This window comes from Agrobacterium sp. 10MFCol1.1, from assembly GCF_000381165.1.
Taxonomy (GTDB): domain Bacteria; phylum Pseudomonadota; class Alphaproteobacteria; order Rhizobiales; family Rhizobiaceae; genus Agrobacterium; species Agrobacterium tumefaciens.
In genome coordinates this window covers 57,882-71,147 of record NZ_KB906083.1, presented here as the reverse complement: position 1 = coordinate 71,147, position 13,266 = coordinate 57,882, and the positions used below count along the sequence as shown (strand labels likewise).

At 60.3% G+C, this 13,266-nt stretch carries 12 protein-coding genes; 10 read left to right on the top strand and 2 right to left on the bottom strand.

Annotation, left to right across the window (positions count from 1 at the left end):
- Positions 1-61: 61 nt before the first annotated feature.
- Genes F617_RS0123790 through F617_RS0123775 form a run of 4 tightly spaced genes read left to right on the top strand, consistent with a single transcriptional unit; the run spans position 62 to position 3,392 of the window.
- A complete protein-coding gene (locus F617_RS0123790) occupies positions 62-925 on the top strand; it encodes a branched-chain amino acid ABC transporter permease (protein WP_019566987.1) in 864 nt (287 codons plus the stop codon).
- A 1-nt stretch (position 926) separates the two neighbouring features.
- Positions 927-1,934, top strand: coding sequence for a branched-chain amino acid ABC transporter permease (locus F617_RS0123785; protein WP_019566986.1), 1,008 nt, complete (start codon positions 927-929; stop codon positions 1,932-1,934).
- The gene (locus F617_RS0123780) at positions 1,931-2,695 is read left to right on the top strand and encodes an ABC transporter ATP-binding protein (protein ID WP_004430987.1); all 765 of its coding nucleotides are present in this window, start codon (positions 1,931-1,933) and stop codon (positions 2,693-2,695) included. The genes F617_RS0123785 and F617_RS0123780 overlap by 4 nt, the downstream gene beginning before the upstream one ends.
- Positions 2,676-3,392 carry an ABC transporter ATP-binding protein gene (locus F617_RS0123775; protein WP_004430985.1) on the top strand — a complete coding sequence of 239 codons (717 nt, stop codon included), beginning with the start codon at positions 2,676-2,678 and terminating at the stop codon, positions 3,390-3,392. The genes F617_RS0123780 and F617_RS0123775 overlap by 20 nt, the downstream gene beginning before the upstream one ends.
- Positions 3,393-3,632: 240 nt before the next feature.
- On the opposite strand, the gene F617_RS0123770 is transcribed toward F617_RS0123775, so the two are convergent.
- On the bottom strand, positions 3,633-3,923 hold the full coding sequence (locus F617_RS0123770; protein WP_026331043.1) for a GIY-YIG nuclease family protein: 291 nt from the start codon (positions 3,921-3,923) through the stop codon (positions 3,633-3,635).
- 292 nt (positions 3,924-4,215) lie between these two features.
- On the opposite strand from F617_RS0123770, the gene F617_RS0123765 reads away from it, so the two are divergent.
- From F617_RS0123765 to F617_RS0123735, 6 genes are all read left to right on the top strand, one after another.
- Complete coding sequence (locus F617_RS0123765) at positions 4,216-5,031, top strand: MurR/RpiR family transcriptional regulator (RefSeq protein WP_004430982.1); 816 nt, start codon at positions 4,216-4,218, stop codon at positions 5,029-5,031.
- 170 nt (positions 5,032-5,201) lie between these two features.
- Entirely contained in the window at positions 5,202-7,118 is a 1,917-nt protein-coding gene (gene iolC, locus F617_RS0123760; protein WP_019566984.1) for a 5-dehydro-2-deoxygluconokinase, read from the top strand.
- On the top strand, positions 7,115-8,941 hold the full coding sequence (iolD, locus tag F617_RS0123755) for a 3D-(3,5/4)-trihydroxycyclohexane-1,2-dione acylhydrolase (decyclizing) (RefSeq protein ID WP_019566983.1): 1,827 nt from the start codon (positions 7,115-7,117) through the stop codon (positions 8,939-8,941). Before iolC ends, iolD begins: the two co-directional genes overlap by 4 nt.
- Before the next feature lies 1 nt (position 8,942).
- On the top strand, positions 8,943-9,851 hold the full coding sequence (iolE, locus tag F617_RS0123750; protein ID WP_019566982.1) for a myo-inosose-2 dehydratase: 909 nt from the start codon (positions 8,943-8,945) through the stop codon (positions 9,849-9,851).
- A gap of 100 nt (positions 9,852-9,951) precedes the next feature.
- Positions 9,952-10,764, top strand: coding sequence for a 5-deoxy-glucuronate isomerase (gene iolB, locus F617_RS0123740; RefSeq protein WP_013762346.1), 813 nt, complete (start codon positions 9,952-9,954; stop codon positions 10,762-10,764).
- A gap of 145 nt (positions 10,765-10,909) precedes the next feature.
- Positions 10,910-12,037, top strand: coding sequence for a Gfo/Idh/MocA family protein (locus F617_RS0123735; RefSeq protein ID WP_019566980.1), 1,128 nt, complete (start codon positions 10,910-10,912; stop codon positions 12,035-12,037).
- 133 nt (positions 12,038-12,170) lie between these two features.
- Here F617_RS0123735 and F617_RS0123730 read toward each other — a convergent pair whose 3' ends face one another.
- Positions 12,171-13,133: a 2-hydroxyacid dehydrogenase gene (locus F617_RS0123730; RefSeq protein WP_019566979.1), complete on the bottom strand. Its 963-nt coding sequence runs from the start codon at positions 13,131-13,133 to the stop codon at positions 12,171-12,173.
- Between the last annotated feature and the right edge of the window lie 133 nt (positions 13,134-13,266).

Genomic DNA, 13,266 nt, shown 5'->3' with positions numbered 1-13,266 from the left:
GCGCCGCCTTTTGCGGGCGGCTCCGGCAAGCGCGCAATCGCATCGGGAGGAGCTTTCGAACATGCAGACGGTCTTCAGCATCCTTGTCGATGCGCTTGCCTATGGCATGGTGCTTTTCATCATCTCCATCGGCCTATCCGTGACAATGGGGCTGATGCGTGTGGTCAATCTCGCCCACGGCGCCTTCGCCATGATCGGCGGGTATCTCGCCTCCTATGCCGCCCATGGCCTCGGCCTTGGTTACGCGGCGGCAATCCTCGTTGCGATTGTCGGCACCATCGTGATCGCCATACCGCTTGAACGGTTTCTCTACCGGCGCATCTACGGCGCACCGGAACTGACGCAGGTGCTGATGACCATCGGCATCACCTTCTGCATCATCGGCATCGCCAATTTCGTGTTCGGGCCAACGCTCAAAACCATTCCGCTGCCGCAGGAACTGGCCGGTCCCACCGATCTCGGGTTTCGCACCATCGCCACCCACCGCATCTTCGCCATCGTCGCTGGCCTCGTGGTGGCGGCGGCACTTTGGTTCACGTTCGAAAAGACCGCCTTCGGCATCAAGTTGCGGGCAGCGGTGGACAATGCGGCCATGGCAGCAGCCCTCGGCGTGCGCACCGAAATCATCTATGCCGTAAGCTTCGCCATCGCCGTCGGCCTTGCCGCCATGGGCGGCATCATCGGTGCAGAATTGCTGCCGGTCGAACCCTATTATGCGCTGCGCTACATGGTCACCTTCCTGGTGGTCGTATCCGTCGGCGGCGCAGGCTCGATCCCCGGCGCGCTGATCGCCTGTCTGCTGCTCGGCGCCATCGATACGACCGGGCGGTATCTTGCCCCCGAATATGGCGAATTCTTCTTCTATCTGGCGGTCATCGTGATCATCACGCTGTTTCCGCGCGGCCTTCTTGGAAGGGCGAAATGAGATGGCGGTGCTCATGAACGACCTCACTGAAACGGCAAAAACGGCGAAGGCCCGCTCGCCCCTGCGCGCGATTGGCGGTCCGCTGCTCATCATCATCGCCACCATCGCCGGTTACTTCCTGTTTCCGGATAATCTGGCGCTGTTGACGCGCATCATCGCGATAGCGCTTCTCGTGCTCTCCATCGATCTCGTTACCGGCTATTGCGGCGTGGCGACACTTGGCCATGCGGCCCTGTTCGGTGCCGGCGCCTATGCCGCCGGCATTGCCGCTGCCCACTACGGTATCACCGACCCGCTTCTCATGACCCTCATCGGCGCAGCAGTGGGCGGCATCGCGGGATTGCTGTCCGGCACCATTCTGTTGCGCGCGCACGGCCTGCCGCAGCTGGTGCTGTCCATCGCCGTCGTCCATCTTTTTCACGAGGCGGCCAACAAGGCGTCGGACTGGACGGGCGGCAGCGACGGGCTTGCCGGCGTCTCGCCCGATGCGCTGTTCGGCACCTTCGAATTCGATCTTTACGGCCGCACCGCCTATATCTACGGCGTCTGCCTGCTGCTTCTGGTTTTTCTGGCACTTCGCGTCGTCGTCAATTCGCCCTTCGGCATGCTGTGTCGCGGCGTCAAGCAGGACAGCATCCGCATTCAGGCCATGGGCGGTTCGGTCAATGGCACGATTTTGAAGATGTTCGTGATATCAGGCATCGTCGCGGGAATCGGCGGCGCGCTGAACGCCATCTCCACGCAGGTGGTCGGCCTCGACAGCCTCAGCTTCACGCTGTCTGCCGAAGCGCTGGTCATGCTGGTTCTCGGTGGCGCGGGCTCTCTTTATGGCGCGCTGATCGGCACCGTCACCTTCATGTGGTTCGAGGACGTCGTTTCTGCCGCTAATCCGTTCCACTGGCTCACAATCGTCGGCCTGCTTCTGATCGCCGTCGTGCTGTTTGCGCCGCGCGGCCTTTATGGCGCGGGCGAACAGATCATCGCGCGCCTGCGGGGAGATCGCAAATGAGCGCCATTTTCGAAGTTTCCGGCCTGCAGAAAAATTTCGGCGGTCTCGTCGTTACCAACAATGTCTCGCTGTCGCTTTCGCCCGGCGATCGCACCGTGCTGATCGGCCCCAACGGCGCCGGCAAGACCACCTTCGTCAACCTCGTTACCGGAAACATCAAGCCATCCGCCGGAACCGTGCGGATTGCCGGAGAAGACGTGACGGGGCTCAGCGCCAGTCAGCGCGTTAAGCGCGGACTTGTCCGCTCGTTTCAGGTGACGCGGCTGTTCCAGGACATGACGCCGGAGGAACATGTCGCACTCGCCATTCTGCAAAGGGAAGGTAGGACGGGCCGGATTTTCGGCCGTTACCGCGCCATGCCAACGGTGATGAGCGAGGCGCGCGACATTCTCGGAACGCTTGGCCTGCTTGCCATCGCCGAAACCCGCGTCCGTGAAATCGCCTATGGCCAGCAGCGGCTGATCGAGATCGCGCTTGCCATGGCGCTCAGGCCCAAAATCCTGCTGCTTGATGAACCTGCCGCCGGCGTTCCCTCGACGGAAACGGCGCGTATCGAACAGGCGCTCGATCGCCTGCCCGCCGACCTCGCCATATTGATGATCGAACACGACATGGATCTGGTCTTCCGTTTCGCCAAACGTGTGGTCGTGCTCGCCGCAGGCGCCGTCATATTCGACGGTTCGCCTGGCGAAGTCACCAGCAACGCAGAAGTCCGCCAAGCCTATCTCGGAAGTTACGCCAATGCCCGCAGCGCCGCTTGAAATCGCCAACCTGACCGCCGGTTACGGCCCCACCCGTGTCATCGAGGGTCTGTCGCTCTCCGTTCCCGCCGGTTCGCGTTTCGCGGTGCTCGGACGTAACGGCGTTGGCAAGACAAGCCTGTTTGCCACGCTTGCCGGGCAGACGAAACGATTTGCCGGTGATATCCATCTCGGCGGGCAGGACATCACCGCCCTGCCAAGTGCTGCCCGCGCCCTCGCCGGTCTCGGTTACGTGCCGCAAACCCGCGATGTCTTTCCGACACTCACAGTCGAAGAAAACCTCTTCGTCGGCCTCAAGGGCCGGCCGAAATCGGCCATCGAGGAAGCCTACACGCTGTTTCCGCGCCTGAAGGAAAGACGCCGCAATCTCGGCTCGCAACTCTCCGGTGGCGAGCAGCAGATGCTTTCCACTGCCCGCACCATCCTCGGCCAGCCGCAGGTGCTGCTCCTCGATGAACCCCTCGAAGGTCTCGCCCCTGTTATCTGCGAGGAACTGATGGCGGCCTTCTCGAAACTCGCGCAATCGGGCGAAATGACCATTCTTCTCATCGAACAGCGCATCCAGATGGCCATCGACTTCGCCGACCACGCCATCATCATGGAACGCGGCCGCATCGTCTGGTCAGGACCGTCCGACGATCTTGCGGCGAACCCGGATATTGTTGATACGCATCTTGGTGTGGGTGGATTGCACTGAGTCCATCTAGCTGAAAACCAGAAGAGTTTTCGGTTGGAACGGCTTTTAGAGTAAGGGACCGCAGGCAGCGCCTACATCTCCCCTCATTCCTGTGCTTGTCACAGGAATCCAGCCAGCCCAAGTCCTTGGGCTGAAACGACTCCATTCGACGCGCAGACGCGCATCGGCTGGATCCCTGTGACAAGCACAGGGATGAGGAGAGTGTGCGGGAACCGTCAGTGGTTCGATCACAAGTCCCGGTCATAAATCGTGCAAATAGCTAGAGATGTCATTCCACTCCGGATTAGTACGCTCGATCAGATTGAGCTTCCACTGTCGCGGCCATTTCTTAATCGTTTTTTCCCGCGTTATCGCGCTGGTCAACAGGTCGTATTCCTCGAACCAGACCAACGTTTTCACGCCATATTGCGAGGTGAAGCCGGGTGTTAGTTCATTCTGATGTTCGAAAAGCCTGTTCGACAAATTCTTCGTCACGCCAGTATAGAGCGTACCGTTTCGTTTTGATGCCAAAATATAAACGTAGCCATTCATGTATAAAATATGCATTTTATCCGGGTATACGGCAAGAGAGAACATTATACTCCCCTCATCTCTTTGCTCGTCACAGAAATCCAGCCAGCCCAAGTCCTTGGGCTTAAAGAACTCTATCGCCGCGCGGACGCGCGTCGACTGGATCCCTGTGACAGGCACAGGGATGAGGAGAATATGCTGGCTACTCCTGTCCCTACTCTCGCCCATCAATCATATCTCAAAAAACACAATGGAATAAAAATTCCATTGCAGTTAAAGTGCACACGATTTCAATCTGCACAAAGGAACGACAATGACGGCAATCGATGCGCCAGACTCCGTGAAGGCTTTTGAGGAGCGGTTGCTTCAGGTCGCGGAAGGCCTGCCGAAACGATTACGTCAATGTGCAGATTATGTCGCGTCCAATCAGGATCGCATTGCCGTTTCCACCGTCGCCGAAATGGCAGAAGGTGCCGGCGTGCAGCCGTCTGCATTCATGCGCTTTTGCCAGATCATGGGTTTTTCCGGCTTTTCGGAGATGCAGCGCCTGTTTCGCGATTCCTATGTCGGCGGCTGGCCGGATTATGCGACCCGGCTGGACCACCTGCGCGAAAAGGGCGACGAGAGCGCGTCGGGCCTGTTGGCGGAGTTCGTGGAGGCTGGCCGTTCTTCATTGGAAATGCTGCTGAAATCGGTCGATACACGGCAGCTTGACGAGGCGGTCTCGGCGCTGGCACAGGCGCGCACCGTGCATATCATCGGTTTGCGGCGCTCCTTCCCCATTGCCAGTTACCTCGCTTACGCCTTCGAGAAAATGAAGGTACCTGCGGTTTTGCACAGCGCCGTCGGTGGCCTTGGCAATCTGAGCGCCATCTCCCGCGACGATGCGCTGATTGCGATCACCTTCTCGCCCTATTCGGCGGAAACGCTGGAATTGGCCGAGATGGCCCGCGCCAACGGCATTCCCGTTGTCGCCATGTCCGATTCGGCCGTCAATCCGCTGCGCAAGTCCGGCGCGACGCTGCTCACGGTGACGGAAATCGATTTTGGTGCATTTCGCTCGCTTTCCGCCACGCTCTGTCTCGCCATCACACTCGCTGTCGCTGTGGGAACACGCAAAACAGCCTGAATATTTTTATTGAAAACATAAAAAATAGAATTTATGATCCAAATTCATGAAACGGGCATTCCATAATTGTCCGTCTCGTGAATGCACCCGAAGGTGGTGAGACAGAAAGTGGGCGGAGGAGGCCCACTGGCATCAGGCTCCCTCAATGCGGGGTCCGAAGGAGGAAGCTTTTGAAAAAACTTGACCTTATCACGATCGGGCGCTCGTCGGTCGACCTTTATGGTTCGCAGGTCGGCGGCCGGCTGGAGGACATGGCCTCCTTTGCCAAATATATTGGCGGCTCCCCCACCAATATTGCGGCCGGCGCTGCGCGGCTCGGCCTTGCCAGCGCCGTCATCACCCGCGTTGGTGACGAGCATATGGGCCGCTTCATCCGTGAACAGCTGGTGCGCGAAGGCGTGGACGTACGCGGCGTGAAAACCGACCCGGAGCGGTTGACGGCGCTGGTGCTTCTCGGCATTCGCGACCAGAACCAGTTTCCGCTGATTTTCTATCGCGAGAACTGTGCCGACATGGCGCTCAGCGAAGACGACATCGATCCCGCCTTTATTGCCGAAGCAGGCTGTGTCTGCGCCACCGGCACGCATCTGTCGCATCCGAAGACGGAAGCGGCCGTGCTGAAGGCGCTGAAACTTGCCCGCGAAAACGGTGCGAAAACAGCGCTCGACATCGACTATCGACCCAATCTCTGGGGTGTTGCCGGCCATGGCGATGGCGAAAGCCGCTTCGTGGAATCGCAGAAGGTCACCGCCAAGCTGCAATCCACCCTGCATCTCTTCGATCTGATTGTAGGCACGGAAGAAGAATTCCACATTGCCGGCGGCTCGACCGATACGCTGGCCGCGCTGAACGCCGTACGCAAGGTGTCGAACGCGACGCTGGTGTGCAAGCGTGGCCCGATGGGTGCTTCGGTTTTCGCCGGCGAAATTCCGGCAAGCCTGGACGATGGCGAGACGGGCGAAGGTTTCCCGATTGAGGTCTTCAATGTTCTCGGCGCGGGCGATGGTTTCATGGCCGGGCTTTTCCGTGGCTGGCTGCGCGGCGAGGACTGGCCGACGACACTGAAATACGCCAATGCCTGTGGCGCCTTTGCCGTTTCCCGCCACGGCTGCACTCCCGCCTATCCGAGTTGGGAAGAGCTGCAATATTTCTTCAAGGCCGGCATCCGCAACAAGGCGCTGCGCAAGGACGAGGCGCTGGAACAGGTGCATTGGTCAACCAATCGCAAGGGCGAATGGGACACCATGCGCGTCTTCGCCTTCGACCATCGCATGCAACTGGAAGCGATCGCCGACGAACTCGGCATTAAACATGAGCGCATCGGCGCATTCAAGAAGCTCTGCCTCGAGGCGGCGCAAACGGTCGCCGGTGGCAAGGCGGGTTACGGTATCCTCTGTGACGGACGCCTCGGACGTGATGCACTCTTTGCAGCCAGCGGCTCCGGTCTGTGGATCGGCCGGCCGGTGGAATGGCCGGGTTCGCGCCCGCTGACGCTGGAACCGGAACTCGGCAAGGATTTCGGCGGGCTTTCCGAATGGCCGCTGGAAAATGTCGTCAAGGTTCTGTGCTTCTATCACCCGGATGATACCGATGAAATGCGCGCCGCGCAGGAGGAGACGGTGATGCGTCTGTTCCAGGCGACACGCCGCAATCGGTTGGAAATGCTGCTCGAGGTCATTCCCTCCAAGGTCGGCCCGACCGACGATCTGACCGCCGCGCGCATCATCGAACGCTTCTACGAGATCGGCGTTTATCCCGACTGGTGGAAACTGGAGCCGATGAAAACCAGAGCCGCCTGGAAAAATGCCTGCGACGCCGTGCATCGCAACGATCCTTACGTGCGCGGCATCGTCGTTCTTGGTCTCGACGCACCGCAAAGCGAGCTGGAGGAGAGCTTCCGCCTTGCCGCCGGTTTCGATCTGGTCAAAGGTTTCGCGGTTGGCCGCACGATTTTCGCCGACGCCGCGCGGGGTTGGCTCGGTGGCAAGATCACCGATGAGGAAGCGGTGAAGGACATGGCGCAGCGCTATACCAGCCTGTGCCGCATATGGGATGAGGCGCGCGCCAAAAAGGGAGAGGCAGCGTGAAGACAATCAGATTGACGGCTGCGCAGGCTATGGTTCGTTACCTCGCCGCGCAGATGAATGAGCATGGCGAGACCTATATTGCCGGTGTCTGGGCCATCTTCGGCCATGGCAATGTCGCCGGCATCGGCGAGGCGCTTTATGGCATTCGCGAGGAACTGCCGACCTATCGCGGCCAGAACGAGCAATCCATGGCGCATGCGGCGATTGCCTATTCCAAGCAGCTGCGTCGCCGGCGGGCAATGGCGGTCACCTCCTCTATCGGGCCCGGTGCTGCCAACATGGTAACGGCGGCAGCGCTCGCCCATGTCAACCGCCTGCCGGTTCTTCTCATCCCCGGCGATGTCTTCGCCAATCGCGGTCCCGACCCCGTGCTCCAGCAGCTGGAGGATTTCGGCGACGGCACGATGACGGTGAATGACTGCTTCCGCCCGGTTAGCCGTTATTTCGACCGTATCATGCGCCCGGAACAATTGCTGACCGCCCTTCCCCGCGCCATGCGCACCATGACGGACCCGGCCGATTGCGGCCCGGTAACGCTGGCCTTCTGCCAGGACGTGCAGGCGGAAGCTTATGATTATCCCGTCAGCTTCTTTGAAAAGCGCGTCTGGCGGCAACGCCGCCCGGAACCGGATGTGGTGGAATTCGAAGAGGCCGTCGCCGCGCTGAAGGCTGCGAAGAACCCCGTCATCGTTGCCGGCGGCGGTGTGCATTTTTCCGGCGCCATCGAAACGCTGAAGCGTTTTGCGGAAAGCCATTCCATCCCGGTCGTCGAAACGCAGGCCGGCAAATCGGCACTGGCTTGGGATCACGATCTCAACTTCGGCCCGGTCGGCGTCACGGGTGCCGAAAGCGCCAATATCATAAGCGAGAAAGCCGATCTGGTGTTCGGCGTCGGCACCCGCTTTCAGGACTTTACCACCGGTTCCTGGGCGCTGTTCAAGAACCCGGACCGCAAGATCCTCGCCCTCAACGTGCAGCCCTATGACAGCGCCAAGCATGATGCGATCAGCCTGACGGCGGATGCGAAGATCGGTCTCGAAAAACTGTCGGCCGCGCTTGGCAGCCACCGCTTCACGGCACCGGATGCCAAGCTCAAGGCGGCATGGTTCGAGAAGGCCGATGCCGATACGGCGGCACCGGGTGAGGAAAACGCCAACAGCCTGCCCACCGACATGCAGGTGATCGGCGCCGTGCAGCGCCAGTCGCGCGACAATACCGTCGTCATGTGTGCAGCGGGCACCATGCCGGGTGAGCTGCATCAGTTGTGGAAATCCAAGCTGCCGCTTTCCTATCACATGGAATACGGCTTCTCCTGCATGGGCTATGAGGTTGCCGGCGGCCTCGGCATCAAGATGGCGGAACCGGACCGGGACGTGATCGTCATGGTCGGCGACGGCTCCTATATGATGATGAATTCCGAGCTTGCGACATCGGTTGCCATGGGCGTCAAGATCACGCTCGTCATCACCGATAACAGGGGTTACGGCTGCATCAACCGGCTGCAAATGGAAACCGGCGGCGCGGAGTTCAACAACCTCTACGCCCACACCAACGTCAACCCCATCGCCATCGACTTCGTCGCCCATGCCGGCTCTATGGGCGCGGATGCGCGCAAGGTTTCCACCATCGCCGAGCTGGAAGCGGCGCTTGCGTCCGCTCGCGAATCCAGCCGCACGACTGTCATCGTCATCGATACCGACCCCTATCCGACCCCGCAGGCCGGTGGCCACTGGTGGGATGTGGCGGTACCCGAAGTTTCCGACCGGGCCGAAATCGGACCGGCGCGCGCGCGCTACGAAAACCATATCAAGGAAAGACAGTAAGATGATCCGTTACGGAACCAACCCGATTGCCTGGTCCAACGACGACGACCGCACACTGGGCGCCAATATCAGCCTTGAACAATGCCTCGACGAAACCGCCAAGATCGGCTTCGACGGCATCGAGAAGGGCCACAAGTTCCCGACTGACCCGGAAGGCCTGAAGGGTGTGCTTGCGCCGCGCGGCCTTTCCTTCGTCTCCGGCTGGCATTCGCTGAACCTTCTGACCGACAGCATCGAATCCGAAAAGAAGGCCATGCAGCCGGCGCTCGATCTGCTGAAAGCCATGGGCTCGAAAGTCATCATCGTCTGCGAGACCTCGAACGCCATTCACGGTGCCGACGACACGGCGCTGGTCGACCGTCCGCGCCTTGCGGCTGAAGATTGGGCGAAGTTCGGCGCGGGTGTGGAGGCGCTGGCGGCCTATGCTGCCGAACAGGGCATCACCCTCGTCTACCATCACCACATGGGAACCGTGGTCGAGAGCGAAGACGAGATCGACCTTCTGATGAAGCATACCGGGCCGAAGACCCATCTGCTGCTCGATACCGGCCATTGCCTGTTCGGCGGCGGAGATCCCGTGCGCGTCGCGCAGAAATACATGCACCGCGTCGGCCATATCCACGCCAAGAACGTGCGGCCGGTGATTGCCGATCAGGTTCGGAACGAGCGGCTTTCCTTCCTCGAAGGCGTTCGCCGCGGTGTGTTCACCGTGCCGGGTGACAGCGAGGGCGGCGTAAACTTCCCGCCGGTTCTGAAAATTGCCGCCGAGCACAATTACAGCGGCTGGCTGGTCATCGAGGCCGAACAGGACCCGGATGTGCGCAACCCCTTCGAATATCAGAGCCTCGGCCTGAAATCGCTGAAGGCGTTTGCCCGTGAGGCCGGACTGGACAAGGCTCAGGCGGCTTGAGGCCCTTTACTCCCTCATCCCTGTGACAAGCACAGGGATGAGGGAAACGCGGGAATAGCCGCCCGATAAATTGAACGACTGACCAAAAAGGAACACCACCATGACCTCACTTCTGCGCAAGCCGGTCGCGACAAGCGGCAAGGTGCACGACATCACGCCCCAAAGCGCGGATTGGGGTTATGTCGGTTTCGGCCTTTATCGTCTGAAGCCCGGTGAAACCGCAGCCGAGAAGACTGGCGATACGGAAGTCATTCTGGTGCTTGTCGAAGGCAAGGCGAAGATTTCCGCCGGGGGCAAGGAGTTCGGTGAACTCGGCGACCGCATGAACGTGTTCGAGCGCAAGCCGCCGCACTGCGTTTATGTCCCCGCCGGCTCCGAATGGTCGCTGACGGCCACGACGGATTGCACCGTCGGTGTCTGCACCGCACCGGGTGAAAAAGGTAGCCGCGAAGCGCAACAGATCGGTCCCGATGGCGTGCAACTGACCGAGCGCGGCAAAGGCGCCAATACGCGTTACATTTTCCCCATCGCCATGGAAGAGCGCGATGTCGCCGATAGTCTCCTGGTGACGGAAGTGTTCACCCCGTCGGGCAACTGGTCGTCCTATCCGCCGCACCGGCATGACGAAGACAATTACCCCGATATGACCTATCTGGAAGAGACCTATTATCACCGGCTCAACCCGGCGCAGGGTTTCGGTTTCCAGCGCGTTTTCACCGAGGATGGGTCGCTGGACGAGACCATGGCTGTGGCGGATGGCGATGTCGTGCTGGTTCCCAAGGGACACCACCCATGCGGCGCGCCTTATGGCTACGAGATGTATTATCTGAACGTGATGGCCGGGCCGATGCGCAAATGGCGCTTCAAGAACCACCCCGATCACGACTGGATTTTCAAGCGCGACAATCCCTGAGGCATGCCAGCGTCCACGGCACCCTCCTCATCCCTCTGCCTGTCACAGGAATGAGGGGCGAGGAAGGTCCGCGTCGCGATTGCCGTAGAGAAAAAAGCAATCGAACGTATTGATTTCATCGTAATGATTTAGGGGAGAAGAGACCATGGCCGCTCTTGGCGTTGGCCTTATTGGCACGGGTTACATGGGCAAGTGCCACGCTTTGGCGTGGAACAACGTCACCAGCGTATTCGGCAATGTGGAGCGTCCACGACTGGTCACACTGGCAGAGGTCAATCCCGAGCTTGCGGCGAAGAAAGCCGCCGAGTTCGGTTTCGCCCGCTCGACAGGCGACTGGCGCGATCTGCTTGCCGATCCTGAAATCGATGTGATCTCGGTCACCACACCCAATGCCTTTCACCCCGAAATGGCGATTGCCGCCCTTGATGCCGGCAAACACGTCTGGTGCGAAAAGCCGATGGCGCCTGCCTTCACGGATGCCGTGAAGATGCGCGATGCGGCCCGCCGTTCGGGCAAGGCGGCGGCCATGGGCTACAACTACATCCAGAACCCTGTCATCCGCCATATGCGCCGCCTTATCGACGAAGGCGCGATCGGCAATGTCTACCATGTCCGTGCGGAAATGGATGAGGACTTCATGGCGGATGCCACCCAGCCCTTCTACTGGAAGAGCGAAGCCTCCTCCGGCTATGGCGCGCTGGATGATTTCGCTGTTCATCCGCTGTCACTTCTGTTTTCCCTTTTCGGCCATGCCGAAAGCGCGATCACCGATATGGTGAAGCCTTACGAGACGCGGCCGCTAAGTGGCGGCGGCGAGCGCGCTGTGGAAACGCATGATCTTGCCAGCGTGCTTCTGAAGCTCGAAGGCGGCATTTCGGCGGTGCTGATCGCCAACCGCTCGGCCTGGGGTCGCAAGGGCCGTATCGCCATCCAGATTTACGGCTCCACCGGCTCGATCCTTTTCGACCAGGAGCGGATGAACGAATTCCAGTTCTACACCACGGACGGGCGCCCGGAGGAGCAGGGTTTCAGAACCATTCTCGCCGCCCCTCACCACAAACCGTATGACCGCTTCATCCCCGCCCCCGGCCACGGGCTCGGCTTCAACGATCTGAAGGTCATCGAGTGCCGGGAACTGATCGCGGCCATCGAGGGCAAGACGGCGCATATCATCGACTTCGAGGAAGGCCTGAAGATCGAGCGCAGCATTCATGCCATGGCCCGGTCCTTCGTCGAGGGACGATGGGTCGCGACGAGTGAGATTGCGGAATAGGCAGAGGCGGGGTTAGCGCGGAACTTTGCCTCTTTCGTCATGCTCGGGCCTGTCCCGAGCATCTGCAACCGATTGATTTAACGCTACCTGGTTGGATCCTAGGGACAAGCCCGAGGATGACGGCGGAGAGGTGTTATCCCTGAACCGGCGTTTCCGGCACCGGCGTCAGCACCTTGCCATCCCTAAACCAGCCGAGAATATTGTCGGCCACCAGATCGGCCATCGCGTTGCGCGTCGGGATGGACGCAGAGGCGACGTGCGGCAGCAGGGAAACGTTCGGCAGTGACAGGAACGCTCCCGGCACCTTCGGTTCTGCGTAGAACACATCGAGACCGGCAGCACCCACCGCACCGCTCTTGAGGGCCTGCAAAAGCGCATCCTCATCGACGCTGGAGCCGCGTCCGACATTGATGAACACGCCCTGCGGACCAAGTGCCGAGAGGACTTCCGCGTTGATCGCCTTGTGCGTTTCCGGGGTGCCGGGCACGATGCAGATCAGCGTGTCGACAGCCTGCGCCATCTCCTTTAGCGAACCGTAATAGGTATAGGGCAGGCCATCGCGCTTGCTGCGGGTATGATAGCCGATCTCCACCTTGAATGGCTCCAGCCGCTTGGCGATTTCCTGGCCAATGCGGCCCATGCCGAACAGGCCGACCTTGCGGCCGCGCAGGGAAAACGGCGAAAGCGCGAAGGGGCCTTCGCCAACCCATTTTCCCTCACGCAGCCAGGTTTCGGCCTGATAGAGACGGCGAACCGTGTTGACCAGCAGCGCAATCGTCGTGTCCGCAACTTCGTCGTTCAGCACGTCGGGCGTATTGGTCACCACGATACCGCGCGTGGCGGCATGTTTGGCATCAACGCCATCGTAACCGACACCGAAATTGGCAATGATCTCGAGTTTCGGCAGCGCATCGATCCATTTGGCGTTGACGACGCCTGAAACGGCGATGGCATTAATGCGCTCAGCCGCGCCATCAGGCAGAACCGGCTCAGCACCGGCGGGCACTGTCACGATCTCGACCTTGCCTTCGAGGCGTTCGAGCACGCGCGGGTTGATCTTGCCGGGAACGAGAACGACGGCTTGTCTGTCAGACATGGGTGGATATTCCTCCTGATTGCATTCCGATATCGTCAGAGCGGATTCATCGGCGAACCACTCGCCATCCCGCTCTTCTGGGCCGCGATCTTTTCAAACAACGGCGGCCGTGAAAAGGGCAATAAGGGGAAGC